Source organism: Bifidobacterium sp. W8104 (assembly GCF_016100735.1).
Classification (GTDB): Bacteria; Actinomycetota; Actinomycetes; order Actinomycetales; family Bifidobacteriaceae; genus Bombiscardovia; species Bombiscardovia choladohabitans.
The window spans coordinates 1299527-1316715 of sequence record NZ_JACFRW010000001.1 but is presented as its reverse complement, the minus strand read 5'-3'; the positions used below and the strand labels follow the sequence as shown (position 1 = coordinate 1316715).

The 17189-nt window shown below is 59.7% G+C and carries 11 protein-coding genes and 1 CRISPR repeat array; of the genes, 2 read left to right on the top strand and 9 right to left on the bottom strand.

Annotated elements, in window-relative coordinates; all coding sequences use genetic code 11:
• Positions 1-9 precede the first annotated feature (9 nt).
• The 7 genes from H3U89_RS04975 to rpsO all read right to left on the bottom strand — a co-directional run bounded on the left by H3U89_RS04975 (position 10) and on the right by rpsO (position 9116).
• Entirely contained in the window at positions 10-801 is a 792-nt protein-coding gene (locus H3U89_RS04975) for an IspD/TarI family cytidylyltransferase (protein ID WP_198180514.1), read from the bottom strand.
• 119 nt (positions 802-920) lie between these two features.
• A complete protein-coding gene (locus H3U89_RS04970; RefSeq protein ID WP_198180516.1) occupies positions 921-1901 on the bottom strand; it encodes a polyphenol oxidase family protein in 981 nt (326 codons plus the stop codon).
• Positions 1898-2779 carry an aldo/keto reductase gene (locus tag H3U89_RS04965; RefSeq protein WP_198180517.1) on the bottom strand — a complete coding sequence of 294 codons (882 nt, stop codon included), beginning with the start codon at positions 2777-2779 and terminating at the stop codon, positions 1898-1900. Before H3U89_RS04965 ends, H3U89_RS04970 begins: the two co-directional genes overlap by 4 nt.
• Before the next feature lie 78 nt (positions 2780-2857).
• A complete protein-coding gene (locus H3U89_RS04960; RefSeq protein WP_198180519.1) occupies positions 2858-5125 on the bottom strand; it encodes a DUF2207 family protein in 2268 nt (755 codons plus the stop codon).
• Positions 5122-5706 (bottom strand): LemA family protein, encoded by a 585-nt coding sequence (locus H3U89_RS04955; protein WP_198180521.1) that lies wholly within the window; start codon positions 5704-5706, stop codon positions 5122-5124. Before H3U89_RS04955 ends, H3U89_RS04960 begins: the two co-directional genes overlap by 4 nt.
• A 109-nt stretch (positions 5707-5815) precedes the next feature.
• The gene (locus H3U89_RS04950; protein WP_198180523.1) at positions 5816-8596 is read right to left on the bottom strand and encodes a polyribonucleotide nucleotidyltransferase; all 2781 of its coding nucleotides are present in this window, start codon (positions 8594-8596) and stop codon (positions 5816-5818) included.
• Positions 8597-8846: 250 nt separating this feature from the next.
• Positions 8847-9116, bottom strand: coding sequence for a 30S ribosomal protein S15 (gene rpsO / locus H3U89_RS04945; protein ID WP_024626835.1), 270 nt, complete (start codon positions 9114-9116; stop codon positions 8847-8849).
• 276 nt (positions 9117-9392) lie between these two features.
• On the opposite strand from rpsO, the gene H3U89_RS04940 reads away from it, so the two are divergent.
• Both H3U89_RS04940 and H3U89_RS04935 read left to right on the top strand, forming a co-directional pair.
• On the top strand, positions 9393-9740 hold the full coding sequence (locus H3U89_RS04940) for a DUF4176 domain-containing protein (protein ID WP_198180525.1): 348 nt from the start codon (positions 9393-9395) through the stop codon (positions 9738-9740).
• Between the two features lie 605 nt (positions 9741-10345).
• Positions 10346-11572, top strand: a complete 1227-nt coding sequence (locus H3U89_RS04935; RefSeq protein WP_198180527.1) for a hypothetical protein — start codon at positions 10346-10348, stop codon at positions 11570-11572.
• A 185-nt stretch (positions 11573-11757) separates the two neighbouring features.
• Here H3U89_RS04935 and H3U89_RS04930 read toward each other — a convergent pair whose 3' ends face one another.
• Both H3U89_RS04930 and H3U89_RS04925 read right to left on the bottom strand, forming a co-directional pair.
• Complete coding sequence (locus tag H3U89_RS04930) at positions 11758-12474, bottom strand: hypothetical protein (protein ID WP_198180529.1); 717 nt, start codon at positions 12472-12474, stop codon at positions 11758-11760.
• A 351-nt stretch (positions 12475-12825) separates the two neighbouring features.
• Complete coding sequence (locus H3U89_RS04925) at positions 12826-13104, bottom strand: hypothetical protein (RefSeq protein WP_198180531.1); 279 nt, start codon at positions 13102-13104, stop codon at positions 12826-12828.
• 405 nt (positions 13105-13509) lie between these two features.
• Positions 13510-17051: a CRISPR direct-repeat array (repeat unit 32 nt; unit sequence ATTTCAATCCACGCTCCCGTAAAGGGAGCGAC).
• Between the last annotated feature and the right edge of the window lie 138 nt (positions 17052-17189).

Here is a 17189-nt window from a genome sequence, read left to right as displayed (position 1 = left end):
CACAGGGCTTCACCCCGCCAGGGAGCGCGCTATCCATTCAGCCATGGGCACGTCCGAGGGCAGGGTGATCTTCATGTTGGTCACACTGCCGGTCACGATGGCCACCGGCTCCTCGGGCAGGTGGTCCACCACGACCCGGGTGTCATCGGTGGGGTGGAAGTCGGGATCCGCGGCGGCCAGGTCGTAGGCCTTGCGGAGGGTGCTGAAACGGAAGGCCTGTGGGGTCTGAGCCCTGAACATGTTGTCGCGGTCGGGCACCTGGCGCACCACCTTGCGTTCGCCCAGGTCGCCGGCCATCAGCATGGTGTCGGTCGAGGCCACGGCCACGGTTGCGGCGTTGAAGGCATCCAATGCATCGATGCAGCCATTGATGGACTCCTGGCTGACGAAGGGACGCACAGCATCGTGGATGAGCAGCTTGGCATCCTGGGGGATCTCCGCATCAGCCAGGGTCTGCAGGGCCGCCTCGGTGCTGTCCATGCGCTCGATGCCACCCTGGATGACCGTGCGGACCTTGTCGTAGGCATCATCTGCCACAATGGCCTCGACAGCCTCCCGCACCCGATCGTTGACCACAACCAGGATGTCGGTGACCCGGTCATTGGACTGGAAGGCGTCAATTGACCAAGTGATGATGGGTTTGCCGCCCACCTGCACCAGCTGCTTGGGGTTGTTCTCGTCGAATCGAACGCCCAGCCCGGCCGCCAGAATCACCGCCACAACTGGCTGAATCTGCTCTTCCGACTCTGCGTCATCATGACTGACATCGGACGGGGCTGCTGATGCTCTGCTCTCACTCATAGACTCAACGGTACTCATACGAGAACAGAGAAAGGTGCAGACCCGGCGCTATCTGCACCGAACATCTGCACCCGAGGCCTGCCCCGGCTGCCAGGAGCAGGGTTAATCAACCCACAGTGTCAGTCGTCGGCCAGAATAAGGGCCAGCATGCGTCCCTCCCCCGCTTTGCTGGCCAGCGAGGCCCGGCGGTGGGAGTACCAGAGCGGATTCTCCAGGGTGCACAAGGGCCGACGCAAATCCTCGAGACGCTTGGACAGGTCGGGACCCTCACCGTCCTGTCTGCACAGCACTGCCAGGTCCGGGTCCTGACGCAGATAGCTGGTGGCGGCACCGACCCGGGGGGCGGAGTCTACGATCTTGGTCACTCCTGCCGCCTCCAGTTCCATCCTGGCTGCAGCGGCGATGTCAATGGCGATTCCGCCGAACCGACATGGTCCGGATGCGCCGGGGAAGCGCTTCTCGAAGTCATCGGCCAGGTCCGGGCCCACTTGATAGCAATCCACGCAGATCCGAGGCCCCAGGGTTGCCACAATCCTGGACGGGTCAGCACCCTTGTCGGCCATGGCCTGGACTGTGGCCGGAATGACTCCGGCAACCAGACCACGACGGCCGCAGTGGGCCGCCCCCATCACGCCAGCCTGGGGGTCGGTCAGCAGCACGGGAAGGCAATCGGCCGCGAAGATGCCCAGGGCCAGGTCACGACGGGTGGTCACCTGCGCATCAGCCTCGCAACGCCCCTGGGGCTGACCCTGGTCGGCATCCCAGACCTGGGCTGAGTGAACCTGGTCCACCAGGACCACAGGACGGTTCAGCTGGCGACCCAGAGCCTGACGGTTGGCAGCAACTGCCTGCGGGTCATCGCCTCCCTTGCCGCCCATATTCAGCTGGGCATAATCGCCTGAGGAGACCCCGCCCAGCCTGGTGGTGTAGACCACCTTGATCCGTGGCGCTAAGGCTATGGGAATGGTGACTGGGATCGGCCGGCCCTGATCGTCCAGTGACGGCAGGGAACTGCTGTCCAGTAAGGTCCGTTCCCGATCCCAGGCTTGGCCCTGAGCGCTCTGGGTGCCCTGCTCTCTTGGTTCAGGCTTGGGACTCATGCAGTCGCCGCCCGGTTCAGGCGGTCCATCTCGTCCTCGCTCAGTTCCATGTCGGCCGCCTGCAGGGAATCCAGAATGGTGGCCGCCCTGTGAGCCCCGGGAACCACAAAGACGTTGCTGTTCTGGGACAGTTCCCAGGCCAGGACCACACGCTGGTGGGAGACGCCGCGCTCCTGGGCCACCTGCCGGAAGGCATCATAACGGGTTTCGTCCTTGGGTGCTCGGAAGCCTCCCAGGGGGCTCCAGCAGACGAAGGCCAGACCCAGTTCGGCCGCATGGTCCAGCTCCTGGCGGGAGCTGGTGAAGGTAGGCGAGAACTGGTTCTGCACGGCCACAAGGTCATCGCCCAGAATCTTGCGAGCCAGGTCCATCCGCTCAATATCTACGTTGGAGACACCCAGGGTCCGGGCCACGCCCTGCTTGGCCAGCTCGGCCATGGCCTCCAGGGACTCCTGGTAGGGCACCTGCGGGTCAGGCCGGTGCATGTAGAGCAGATCGATGGTGTCCACGCCCAGGGCCTGAGCGGACTCCTTGGCGTGTGTGATCAGGCTCTCCGGTCGACCGTCCACAGCCCAGGTTGGCCGACCATCGGTGAAGTTGCGGTAGTGTCCCACCTTGGTGGCCACCAGCACATCCTGACGAGGTCCCTTCCAGGAGTCCAAAGCCTGACGAACCAGTCGCTCGTTGGTCTGTTCGGGGCCGCCCGATTCGTAGTATGACCAGGCGGTATCCAGATGTCGGCAGCCAGCATCCAGGGCCTGGTGGATGATGTCGATGGCCGTTGTCTGGTCCGGTTTGCCCTCAATGGACAATCCCATGCAGCCCAGTCCGACCGCTGTCGTGGTAAAGGGCCCCAAGGCCCGCATCGCCGATGTCATGAATGCACTCCCGTCTTGTAGATTGATGCCAGCTTCAATGCCGCCGGCTTCCTATCGAGCTTAGCTTGTGGCCCAGTATCAACGACCGCCGAAGGAACCACCACCGGAGCCGCCACCGGAGCCGCCGAAGGAACCACCACCGGAGCCAAACCCACCAATACCACTGCCGGAACTGTTGCCGCTGGCCTGGCCGATCAGGCCGCCGATCTGTTCGAGTCCCTGGGTCAACTGAGTACCCAAATCAACCACCCCGCCTTGGCCAAGCATTGAATTTGCAGCCAATGTTTCAGGGCCACTCACGGAGGAAGCCACCGGAACATTCTGGCTGTAAGGCAGGAAGGTACAGTAGAGCAGGCTCCCGCGCGCATTATTATTCAGCCAGTCGAAGTCGGTCAGTTCAGGGCTGGCCTGTGCCAGCTGAGCGACAACCCGGTCACTTATACCGAAGGCCGCAGCGTAAACCAGGTAGCGGTCCCAGAGCACCAGATCCTCCACGCCCCGGTGGCTAAAATCGCTGAAGTCCAGCAGATAGCGCCGAAGCCCCGACACCTGACCAGCCATGAGCTGTCCATTCCTGCTGAGCACTTGCGAACTACCATAACGAATGGAGAATGCTGCAACAGCCACCAGAAGCACGGCCAATGGCGCACGTACCAGCACGGTGCCCGGCAGGAATCCAGCCAGCAGGATGAAAGCGGCCAAGAACACGGCCAGGAAGGGCAAGACCTCTATACCATGACGATAGGCACGCAGGTCAGCATTGTTGGTCTCATACTTGACGGCCTTGTCGAAAGCCTCCAGATAGACCTTGCCATGATTAGCTTCGGTGCTGGAGAAGAGAGCAATCATCTCGTACAGGTCGAAACGTTCATCCTTGGAGCCCATCAGAGCGGAAGCACCTTCCAGCATGGTCAGGCAGGCTTCCTCGCTTAAGGACAGGGCCAGGGAGGCTCGATCCTGACTGCAGACCGGATTAATGACCACCTCCATGGACTGCCGTTTGCCTTTGTGGAGCAGCGAGCGCATCACCTTAGTCAGGGAACCTCCGCCGGAATTCGCCCGGTCCTCATACTTGGCCGGAACCAGAGCGATGGCCCGCTTGGAGGCCAGGGAGAGAATGGTGGCTGACAATTGCCTGCCAATAGGGGATTCTCGGGTCAGCATCAAATCGTTGATAACAGCGGCTACGGCCGCTGACAGATCAGGAGGCTGACGGTAGTAGATAATATCGCCTCGGTACTGGGAGTCCCCATAGGTGCGGAAGGCCTGCCAGAGCATCACTACAATCAGCGCGATAGCAGCTAAGACGGTCAGTACACCAGCCAAAAGTCCGATCCGCGCCCGTCTGGTCTGCTCAGCATGCCAGCGTTCATACTGCTGGCGCTCCTGCTGGACGATGCGGTCACGCGCCGGTTGAGAGTCGGTCCTGACCACCGAAGAAGTCCTCCCCGCATCGAAGAGCACCACCAAATCCAGATGCTGGCCAGGCTCGATGTGGTCTGCGGAGAATTGGATACGGCTGTCATCCTCTACCTGGTAGGAGCCTCTGCCAGCGAAGTGCAGCCAGGCCTTGGCATCCTTGTCCTTCTCTGTTCCTATCTGCTTGGGCAGCTTGACATCGGCACTCATATGCTCAACAGGAATCTGGTTGGTGTCGCCCACGGGCTCCCATTGGAATTCGGCCACATCGGGATGGGCAGTGGTGACCCCATGGAAGGTCATGTCGATGCGGAAGCGCCGTCCCGAATCCTTGGCAGTCTGCGGAATGTTCCAGCCCAACTCCACCTGGCACTGGTTTCCTTGATCGCCACAGGCGGAACCCTGACCCGCATCGCCTAGATTGTAGGATTCCAGCCCCGAATCCGAGACCGTGCCCATATACCAGGTGCCAGCCATGGTCTTGTCCCAGTCGGGAACTTGATCGAGGTTATCAGGATCCTTCGGCGGGTCGGCCTGCCTATATGTGGAGCCATTAGTCAGGTCAGTCACGCTTATGTCGCTTATACCGGTCAGCCGGTCAGGCTTGATCTGATAGCGCTGGTAGAGCTCCCGCCAAGGACGTTCGTCGCCGTTGTCATCCTCGCGGGAATTCATGGTGACGGTCAGGTTCTGACTGATATGCAAATCGCCGTTATCCAGGACCTGGACATCGTAATCGACTGAATCGTATACCAGGTCGGGCCGATTCCTATTGAAGACCAGCAGGGCAGCAACCAAGCACGTCACCAAGCCTGCCACCAGAGCCAGGACCAGGGCTCGGAAGAAACGGGAGGTGCTCCAGGAGGGATGACCCGAGGAGGGGTGTTTCGAGCCCGTCTTCCCGGAGGAGGCCGCTGGGGCGTTCACTGTCCGAAGTCCACTACGGGCGCCTGGCGGCTGCCCTCGTCGGCCTGGAAGTACTGGGCCTGACGGAAGTGGAAGAGGGATGCGATGATGTTGGAGGGGACTGTCTCGATGCGGGTGTTGAACTTCTGGACCACGTCATTGTAGAACTGCCTGGCGTAGGCGATCTTGTCCTCCAGGTCCTTGAGCTGACGCTGCAGATCCAGGAAGTTCTGGTTGGCCTTGAGCTCAGGGTAGGCCTCCGCCCGGGCCATCAGGGTGACCAGGGATTGACCCAGCCGCTGCTCGGCATCGGCACGGGCCTGCATCTGGTCCCCGCCAGCCGTCTGGGCCTGGGCCACGTCTGCGCGGGCTTTGGTCACCTCCTCCAGGACGGTGGACTCGTGTGAGGCGTAGCCCTTGACCGTCTGGACCAGGTTGGGCACCAGGTCGGCACGCTGCTTGAGCTGGACATCAATCTGGGCCCAGCCATTGGCCACCCGGTTGCGCAGGTTGACCAGACCGTTGTAGATACCGATTCCCCAGATGACCAGCAGCACGACCAGCAGGACAATGACGATAAGCACAATCAGTGATACGGACATGTTCCCAATTCTCTCACGGAAGGGTCTGCATACAAAACAGGACCCCGCCCATTTGAACGGGGTCCTGTCGGAAAATACCGAATCAATCAACATCCGGCATCAGTGGGGGTCAGTCCTCACTGTCGAAGGGATCGAAGTCCCTGCGCACGCGGCGACGGGGACGCTCGGAGCGCTCCTCCCGGTCGGCCCGGTACTCGTCGTAGTGCTCGTCGGCTGCATAGCGCGGGTTCTCCCTGCGACCACGGTAACCGCCACGTCCGGAAGAGCGACGCTCATGACGACCGCCACGATCACTGCGGTCATCACGGTCGGCACGGCTGCTACGGCCACGACGCTCGCCACGACCACGGCCGCCACGATCCTCGTCATCGTCACGGGAAACCCGACGCCGATCACGACGGGAGCCACGGTCCTCGTCCTCGAACCAGTCTCCGCCATCCTCATAGTCGCGGTCGCAGCTCTGACGACGGTGCCGGGGACGGTCCTCCTGATCCTCGTCGTCGTAGTAGCGATCATCATGCTCGGAACGGGAACGGCGCGGGGCCTCATACCGGTCCTCGCGTTCGGAGGAACGGCTGCGGCGATCACGACGGTCACGGTCACCACGACCGCTGCGCTCACGACGGTCGCCGCCACGGTCCCGGCGATCACCACGGCCTCCGCGATCGCGGCCGCCTGCGGACTCCTGGTCCTCGAAGCCGGGGATGGCCAGGGAGATCTTGCCGCGGTCGTCCACACCCTGGACGATGACCTCGACGGTGTCACCCTCCTTGAGGACGTCCTCCACGGAGTCGATGCGCTCGCCGTTGGCCAGGTTGCGGATCTGCGAGATGTGCAGAAGTCCGTCGGTGCCGGGGGTCAGGTTGACGAAGGCGCCGAAGCTGGTGATCTTGACCACCTTGCCATTGAAGGTCTCCCCCGCCTCTGGCACGTGCGGGTTGGCGATCTGGTCGATGACCTCCTTGGCCTTGGCCGCGGCCTCGCCGCCCTCGGAGGCGATGTAGACCGTGCCGTCGTCCTCGATGGAGACATCGGCGCCGGTGTCCTCCTGGATCTGGTTGATCATCTTGCCCTTGGGGCCGATGACCTCGCCGATCTTGTCGACAGGGACCTTGGTGGTGATGATGCGCGGCGCATAGGGGCTCATCTCGGCAGGTCCGTCGATGCACTCGTTGATGACGTCCAGGATGGTGGCCCGAGCTTCCTTGGCCTGCTGCAGGGCGGCGGCCAGGATGTCGGCGGGAATGCCGTCAAGCTTGGTGTCCAGCTGCAGGGAGGTGATGAACTCGGAGGTGCCGGCCACCTTGAAGTCCATGTCGCCGAAGGCATCCTCGGCGCCCAGAATATCGGTCAGGGTCTTGTAGGTGGGCCGACCGTCGACCTCGCCTGTGACCAGACCCATGGCAATGCCCGCCACAGGTGCCTTCAGGGGCACGCCGGCAGCCAGCAGGGACAGGGTGGAGGCGCAGACGGAGCCCATGGAGGTGGACCCGTTGGAACCGATGGCCTCGGAGACCTGACGGATGGCGTAGGGGAACTCCTCACGGCTGGGCAGAACCGGGATCAGAGCACGCTCGGCCAGGTTGCCATGGCCCACCTCACGGCGCTTGGGCGAACCCACGCGGCCGGTCTCGCCGGTCGAATAGGGCGGCATCTCGTAGTTGTGCATGTAGCGCTTGGTGGTGGGTCCGGACAGGGCGTCGATGGTCTGCTCCATCTTCAGCATGTTCAGAGTGGTGACACCCAGCACCTGGGTCTCGCCGCGCTGGAAGAGGGCGGAGCCGTGCACGCGGGGCACCACGTCCACCTCGGCGGACAGGGTGCGGATGTCGCGCAGGCCACGGCCGTCTATGCGGTAGTCCTGGGTCAGGATGCGGCGGCGGACGATCTGGCGCTGGAGCTCCTTGAAGGCGTTGCCCAGCTCCTTGTCCTTCTCGGCCTCGTCCATGTCGGTGAACTCGTCGGCCAGAGCCTCGCGGACCTTCTCCTTGATCTCGTGGATGCGATCCTGGCGGGGCAGCTTCTCCGCGATGGAGAGGGCCTGGTCCAGGTCGGCGTGGGCCACCTGGTCGATGCGCGCGTAGAGCTCGTCGGTGTACTCGGGGAAGAGCTGGAAGTCCTTGGTGGGCTTGGCGGCCTTGGCCTTGAGCTCGCTCTGGGCCTCACACAGAACCTTGATGAAGGGCTTGGCAGCCTCGAGACCCTGGGCGACCACCTCTTCGTCGGGCTTGATCTGGCCCTCGTCATAGATCAGGCTCCAGGCGTTCTTGCCGGCGCCTGCCTCGATCATGGCGATGGCGACGTCACCGCCCTCGACCACACGACCGGCCACGACCAGCTCGAAGACGGCGCGTTCGCGCTCGCTCCAGCGGGGGAAGGCCACCCACTGGCCATCGATCAGGGCCAAACGCAGACCCGAGACCGGACCCTCGAAGGGCAGGCCGGAGATCAGGGTGGAGGCGGAGGCCGCGTTCAGGGCCAGCACGTCGTAGGCATCCTCAGGATTGACAGCCAAGATGGTCTCCACAACCTGGACCTCGTTGCGCAGGGTGTGCGGGAAGAGGGGACGCAGGGGGCGGTCAATCAACCGGCAGGCCAGGATGGCTTCGTTGGAGGGCCTACCCTCGCGACGGAAGAAGGAGCCGGGGATCTTGCCCGCGGCGTACATCTTCTCTTCCACATCGACGGTCAGCGGGAAGAAGTCGTAGTTCTCCTTGGGGCTGGACCCGGCGGTGGTGGTGGACAGCACCATGGAATCGTCATCAAGATAGGCGGCTACTGCCCCATCCGCCTGCTGGGCGAGACGACCCGTCTCGAAGCGCACCGTGCGCTTGCCATATGATCCGTTATCGATCGTGGCTTCTACAGCCGTGATTTCGGGACCCTCCATAGGGTTCCTCCTTTGTTTACTGCTTGTTTACTACCTGATGTCAGGATGCTCGGCATCAATTGACTGCCGGATATCCTTCTACTTCGGTCTGGTCCTGCCGAACCCCGTGTCCGGCTATCTTCATTCCTTGCGGGCCAGCCTTGCATTCTCAGTTCGGCACCATCTTCTGCAACCCCATCCCGGGGTTAACGGTGCCTGGTTCAGTCATGCAAAAGCGCCCGAGCGCTAGGCCCGGGCGAAAGCATGCATATCAGTGGCGCAGTCCAAGACGCTCCACCAGGGAACGGTAGCGGTTGATATCCACCTTCTTGAGGTAATCCAGCAACCGGCGACGATGGCCGACCATGAGCAGCAGGCCACGACGCGAATGGTGGTCGTGCTGGTGCTGCTTGAGGTGCTCGGTCAGGTCGGAGATGCGCTTGCTCAGCAGAGCCACCTGGACCTCGGGGGAACCGGTGTCACCCTCGTGGGTCGCGTATTCCTTGACGATTGCCTGCTTCTGCTCACTCGTAAGAGCCACGGCTCCTCCTCTTGCATTCTTCCGTTACGCGGTGCACCAGCCCTATGCTGAAGCGCTCTCGATCCGCGGGCGAAACACGCCAAAAGTCCATTATACACATTTTGCGGACCAAACGAACAATGACGGAATCAACAAAATGAAGGAGAGCACAGCGAAAATTGGATTAGCGCCAATGAGGAATGAGCCATTTCACTCCGATGTAGCGAAGATGTCGCACTGTTTTGCATGAACCGACCGTGATTTACCGTGTAGTCCTACCATAGGTTGTTAGAGAAGTTGAAGGAAGGCAACTTCATTCATCCACCGAAGAGGGCACCTAATGAAACAATCCGAGCAGAACGCCATCAAATCAGAAAATACCATTCTTCCTTTGGGATCCGTGGTGAAAACCAGAAGAGACCCGGGTACCCTGCTGGTTACATGCATGGAACAACGGGTTACTTCGACTATGGTGCCGTACAATTCCCGTATGGCATGACTGATCCGGCCAAGATCATTTTCTTCAACCGCCAAGACGTGACGGAAAAAGTGTTCATGGGATATATCAACGCCGAGGAACGATCCTATGAACAAAGGTTTGATGAAGTCACCAAATCAACCTCCTACCCCCACCTTCATCTTTGATTCAGTTACCGGTCACATAGGACATACTCGATAAAAGGGATAGAGGGGAGAAGACCAAAAACGACCTTGACGGATGCGTTGATGAAGCAACCGCCTAGGCCATGCAACTCAACACATTGAACCGCTCTCTCATGGTCGGCGATTTTCTTCGGTTTTGAATCATTGAGCGGCATCAAAAGGCAGCTACCCAAGATGCTATGGCTCATGGCCTGATCACTGCCTCTGGTGGTGTTATCGGTGCTGCAGTAGGAGCCGCCGCTGGAGCATTTGTGGGATTGATCGTCCCTGGACTAGGTACGATTGTAGGAGCTGGAATTGGTTTAGTCGTAGGTTACCTCGGTACAGTAGCCGGCAACACTTTTACGACAATTCCGTCAATCGCAGGAACGGAGATGACATGTGGGGCCACATGAAGGACAATCGATGGTAGCTTTCCCGCTGTCTCCTGCATTGCCATGTGCACGGCTTGGATTGAAACCAGGGATGATATTAGGGAGTGCGTACTGATGGTGTACCTATTGGTAGATGTCGTATTAGGCTCTCCGGCGATGCTGGTCTGGTTGTTTGTGTTGATGTCGTTCAATGCGTGGAGGTCGAGGCGGCTGATGGACCGCGTCCTGGCGCCCTACCTCCTGGCGCGGGGCCTGTGCCTGCAGACCTTCCAGGGGCATGTGTGGCGGCGGCGCGGCAGGATCGGCCGGCCCCGGCCCGGACAGGTCCTGCCCCTGGGCTCGCTGGTCGTCCTGGCCGACGGGCCCGCCACCGTATCCGGGGCCTACAGAGGCACCGGATGGTTTGACGGGCTGGGAAAGGACGGGCTGGTGGTTCGTCTGGTCGGCCAGTACGTGCAGCCACCCGAACAGGCCGCCGGGTCATCCGGTCCATGGTACGCAGGCAGGATCTGCTCCGTGGGCGGCCTTGCCTGCAGACCCGGCGTGGTCCCCGGCGACGACGCCCCCCTGCCCGAGGTCGGCGTCGGCCACACCCCCGACCCTGACCTGGTCACCTTCACCCAGGACCAGGTCAGCCTTCTGGCCTGGAAGGGACCCGACAACCCCGTCACCAGGCTCCTGCGCGCCCGCCAGGTCCGCGCCCTCGCACGCGATCACCGGCGGGAGGACCCGGTCCGCCGCCGGACACGGCCGATGCCGAACTGGCACGCCAGCCGCCCCGCATGGTGGCGCTACGAAGCCATCGGCTTCCTGCCCGACCGGTTCACCCGTGTCTACTGGGACCGCGTCCGCAATCAGCCCGTTAAGGCCCCCATGCGCTACCGGACCCCGGAAGCCAGGGAATACAACAGAAGACACTACTCCGTCCCCTTATCCATCATCGCACTGATCGTCATCATCTTCATATCTGCCTTGAAAATAGCCCGCGCATGGCACCGCTCCAGACCGCACCGTCCCCTTCAGGGAGGCGATGTCCTCCTGGGCATGCCCCCACGGACCTCGGCGATCGTCAGCTGCGTCCTGGGGCTCGCCATCGGCATCGGCACATGGGTCTGGGCCACCCACCGGCAGTTCCCCCAACGCCATATGACCCCGGCCAGCAGCCGCGAACTCCAAACCGCCCTTGACAACTACTGGATCGGCATGCGATACATCACCGGAACCACTATCCCCTACACCATCCACGTCCTCGGCTACACCGCATTCGTTCTGCTGCCGCTCATGTTCATCATTGATTTCTTCACCCTTCCCGAATGGGTCCATACCTACCTGAGCTGGCCATTCTTAGCTCTGCTTATAACCTGCATGGACCTACCCCTCATAGACATCTTCTACGGTGGTTCGATAGCCAAGCGCCTAAATCGGGAATTAGCGGAGTAAAGCCTATATCCATCGGCCCCATCCCCACGGTCAATTGCGCTACAGCAATCCATGGAAGGCAGCATCCTGGTCTTATGCTCGCACCACTTGACAGCATGCGGACAGAAATCAACGTAAAACCACAACTGGCCAGTTACTGAGACCCATCGCGCAGCATATTCTAGTAAATTCAGCAATCCTATGATTCAAACAGCGGTGATGAGGCCTCCGAAGAGGATGATGGCGATGGCCGCCAGCTCGATAATGAAGAATAAGGAGAGAGCCGACCAGCTGTGGGTCAGCGTGTTCCAGGGGGAATCCTTGCGTACGCAGACCAGGATGGCCACAAAAATAACGGCGAAGACCGCCACCCCCAGCCCGGCCGCGATGATGCCCAGATTGGCCGCGTTGGCCAGGATGGCCTGATGCTGGTAGACGACGAAGGTGCTGTACCAGAAGTTCATCTTGAGCAGGCAGAGTCCGGCGATCAGCTGTTCGGCGGCCAGGCCCAGCACGAAGACCACCCGCCAGAACCAGGAGGAAGACTCGATGATGGACATGCCAATGCCCATAAAGGTCAGCACGGTCACCGTCCATGCAATCAGGGCTATGCCGCGCGGGTCCAGGACCGATGCATAGTGGAGCACGCCCTGAGTGTGGTTGATGGCCAGCGAGCGCCCATATCCATAAGGAATGACGATGGCCAGGAGGACCGCCAGCGCGAAGACGACCCAGCGGACCGGGCGGGCACGGCGCTGCTCGATCTCAGCCAGAGAGTATTCAGAGTCAGGAATGGTCGCCTCAGGATGGGCGGAAACCTTGTTCACCGCAGTCGCTTCATCCGGGTGCGATGGTGCGACTGTGGAACCAGCTGAATCGCTTCTGCCGAATTCCGCGTCATCCGCATCGTCGAATTGTTCCATCGGCGACCACACCTCCAAGTCCGCTACTCGTGGACACATCGCCTACAAGCTTATACCGGGCGGCACACCCGTGCCCAGGAACACCCAGGCCGCGTCTTCTGACCAACCGATCATGCGCATCTGAAAACCACGACAATCCGCGTTCAAACACCCTGCTAGGCATTTGCTAAGCGGCAATGGATGCCTTGAAGGCAGAAGCAACCTTCAATCAGGGCGCACCAATGCGATTGCTGGGACTGAAGGAGAATCAAACACTCATGTTCGAACTATGAAGCGGTCATGGATTCTCCCCGGCGCTCCTATAGCGCTCCATTTACTGATTGCAACAACATATAGGAGCCCCGGAATGAGTCAGTCGAACTGCCTGATACCGAGAACATCGTAAAAACTCACCTTGCTATTGCCGCCGAAGCCAGCACCATAGTTCGTCCCATAGTATGTACGATCAGACTGGATCATTTTCCTGTCCTCATCATCCAGCGAATCCCAGACACGGCGTTCGGTTTCATCCATATCATCAGTGATGGGATACCATGACGCGTAACTATAGATCCGGTCATCAGGAATATGGTCATGAGTGGTGCAGGCCTTATCCTTGGATGCCATTTTTCTCATGAAATCCTCATCCATAACCATTCATCTCCTCTCATATTTGTGTTCCTGAAGGGCATCATCCGATGGCCCGTAGAACCATTCCTGCAGATGCAGGGGAGCACGGCACTTTCGGGGGCTAGTAACAAGCAAATGGCATAAAAACGACTGACACAATACCGAAGCAACAACTCGTAATCCTGCTTAGTAGGAGTACAATTTATGACGGAGTTCTGGTGAAAGAACTGATTTGATACGTGTTACCGATAGAAAACAGTGCTGTCTGGATAATTCAAAGTAACGCAATCAGTTTTCCAATTTAGGCTTCCATGAAAGGGGCTACGCATTTACCGCAGGTAGAGAACCATCGTAGTGGTATTCCCGACCCACGCTCCCGAGAAAGAAGCGACCTCTTAAACAGGGCGAGGTTTTGACCGACCTGATACTTCAATCCTCGCTCCCGTGAAGGGAGCGACACCACGGCGAGGGTGTCGCCGTCGAAGTCCCCGTCATTTCAATCCACGCTCCCGTGAAGGGAGCGACGAGGCGAAGAGGGAGGCCGAGCGGAAGCTGAGCCTATTTCAATCCACGCTCCCGTAAAGGGAGCGACAAAACAATCAAACAAACGCACCATGCCACAACAAAATTTCAATCCACGCTCCCGTAAAGGGAGCGACTCAGCCTCGCTGTACCAGAGCACTTCAGGACACGATTTCAATCCACGCTCCCGTAAAGGGAGCGACATGTCAGGGTCGCTTCAGCGCCGCCCACCTCGGCATTTCAATCCACGCTCCCGTAAAGGGAGCGACCGTTCACCGCTCATATTGTTGCCGATCACCCCTATTTCAATCCACGCTCCCGTAAAGGGAGCGACGTTGTACCCGGCACCGTCTCCTATGTTGCGAAGGTATTTCAATCCACGCTCCCGTGAAGGGAGCGACACGTTGTGCGTGGCGAAGAGCCGACGGGCGGTTTCGATTTCAATCCACGCTCCCGTGAAGGGAGCGACTGGTTGCACATGACTTCCTTGGCGGTCCTGTTCGATTTCAATCCACGCTCCCGTGAAGGGAGCGACTTTCCTTGGCTGACGGTGCTGAAACCGGGCATTTATTTCAATCCACGCTCCCGTGAAGGGAGCGACGGTAGTATTGGGCAGCGTTACCGGCATATCGCTCATTTCAATCCACGCTCCCGTGAAGGGAGCGACCCGCCTCGGTCGTCCCCGTCGACAGGAGGCCCGCATTTCAATCCACGCTCCCGTGAAGGGAGCGACCCTGTGCAGGTCTTGGTTGGTGAGGCACATCCCATTTCAATCCACGCTCCCGTGAAGGGAGCGACAAGACGATGGGCAATGAGAGGGAAGCGGCATTGATTTCAATCCACGCTCCCGTGAAGGGAGCGACTCAAAAGCTGATCGTCAAGGGCAAAGGTCGCTTTATTTCAATCCACGCTCCCGTGAAGGGAGCGACGTGAGTGAGACGAGTATCCATGACGATCCTCCTATTTCAATCCACGCTCCCGTGAAGGGAGCGACAGCCGAGATAGGCCCCCAGCACTTCCGCGTCCTCATTTCAATCCACGCTCCCGTGAAGGGAGCGACATGCTGAGCCTGGCGGTTGTATATGCGGTCGTCGTATTTCAATCCACGCTCCCGTGAAGGGAGCGACATCCGACCGTCCGCAGGACTTTGCATGCGCTGTTTATTTCAATCCACGCTCCCGTGAAGGGAGCGACCCAAGCCCATGATCTACATGCAGCTTTCCACGGAATTTCAATCCACGCTCCCGTGAAGGGAGCGACCGTGGCCACGCTGGAGGAGTATCAGGGCACGAGATTTCAATCCACGCTCCCGTGAAGGGAGCGACGAGCAAAGGCGAGCGATTCAGCGCCATGGGGCAATTTCAATCCACGCTCCCGTGAAGAGAGCGACGACCCTGCCCATCGACTGGCCCTACCAAGGCGAATTTCAATCCACGCTCCCGTGAAGGGAGCGACCTGGCAGGTAAGGGCGTGGTCGTGGTGACGGACCGATTTCAATCCACGCTCCCGTGAAGGGAGCGACCCGGCGACCCAGAGCCCGTAGTCGGCTCCGGCCACAATTTCAATCCACGCTCCCGTGAAGGGAGCGACGGCAAGACGGCGCGCCTTCCGTGCCGGCTTATATTTCAATCCGCGCTCCCGTGAAGGGGGCGACATTGGCTAGAACGTGCAAAGGCTGAATACCAAGAATTTCAATCCACGCTCCCGTAAAGGGAGCGACGAGGGTGATGCGGGCAGTGTTCAGGGTCTGGTTATTTCAATCCACGCTCCCGTAAAGGGAGCGACCGCTGTAGGGATCAGGTTCTCAAAAGTCATGACGCATTTCAATCCACGCTCCCGTAAAGGGAGCGACGTGATGATACCGATGATGAGCTGAGAGCCACCATTATTTCAATCCACGCTCCCGTAAAGGGAGCGACGAGCAACGCGAGTCTGTATGCCATGTATGTTATAGATTTCAATCCACGCTCCCGTAAAGGGAGCGACAGGCACAGGCTGACGCTAAGGCGGCAGAGTCCAAGATTTCAATCCACGCTCCCGTAAAGGGACCGACGCTTGTGGACTGGCCCACCCATGGCGTGCTGGTGATTTCAATCCACGCTCCCGTAAAGGGAGCGACGCGTGCTGGGCTTTGAGTCTGCGTAGCTGGGCGCGATTTCAATCCACGCTCCCGTAAAGGGAGCGACTCGCCCCTATGGCTTGCTGGCGGCTCCCAGTCGAGATTTCAATCCACGCTCCCGTAAAGGGAGCGACTTATGGAACTCACAACCCGTGAGTGGTCCATCAATATTTCAATCCACGCTCCCGTAAAGGGAGCGACTCCACGCCTACAAAGAGTCGCTAGCGTACCAGAAAATTTCAATCCACGCTCCCGTAAAGGGAGCGACGCCTGAGCACCGGCTGAGCGTGATTGGGCGGGTATTTCAATCCACGCTCCCGTAAAGGGAGCGACTTGATCTTGATGACCCGGTCCCCCATGGCCAGGTCATTTCAATCCACGCTCCCGTAAAGGGAGCGACATATACAAGATTCATATGATGACCATAATCGTCACCATTTCAATCCACGCTCCCGTAAAGGGAGCGACTTCCTCTCATGGCTCACCTCCTTCCGGGTATGCAATTTCAATCCACGCTCCCGTAAAGGGAGCGACCATGGAGGGCCTGGACGCGCAGCAGCGCCGGCACATTTCAATCCACGCTCCCGTAAAGGGAGCGACAGGAGACCTCCTACAACACGACCACCATCAGCGAATTTCAATCCACGCTCCCATAAAGGGAGCGACTCCAATATTCGATCATCAAAGTAACTTGACTCGCATTTCAATCCACGCTCCCGTAAAGGGAGCGACGGGCGGGATGGTCTTGCCGTCCTTGGTCATCACCATTTCAATCCACGCTCCCGTAAAGGGAGCGACCAGCAATGAGGGGATTTTGCGTGTCGGGCTTGATATTTCAATCCACGCTCCCGTAAAGGGAGCGACACGCAACGTAGCGCAAGGATTGTCAAGAGATTTTATTTCAATCCACGCTCCCGTAAAGGGAGCGACTCGCGACACGCTCACCACATTGCGTGAGATTGAGATTTCAATCCACGCTCCCGTAAAGGGAGCGACGGATCAATTTCATAAAAATTGCGGCCCGCACGGATTTCAATCCACGCTCCCGTAAAGGGAGCGACGGCGGAGGTTTCGAGTAGGCGGACTTTGCGACGGTATTTCAATCCACGCTCCCGTAAAGGGAGCGACTGGTAAAAATGAGTGATGAAGTAGCAACCGTACAATTTCAATCCACGCTCCCGTAAAGGGAGCGACTGTTACGCCCCCATGGCATACAAGTAGCGACCACATTTCAATCCACGCTCCCGTAAAGGGAGCGACCTCTGGGCTTCTACCGCCTTGTTAAGGCTTGCTTCATTTCAATCCACGCTCCCGTAAAGGGAGCGACAGCACAATGATACATCCAATGACCAATATATGATTGGCCTTTAATGGCTGGCGACGTGGGGGGGGGGGGGGGGGGGGGGGGGGGGGGGGGGGGGGGGGGGGGGGGGGGGGGGGGGGGGGGGGGGGGGGGGGGGGCTGT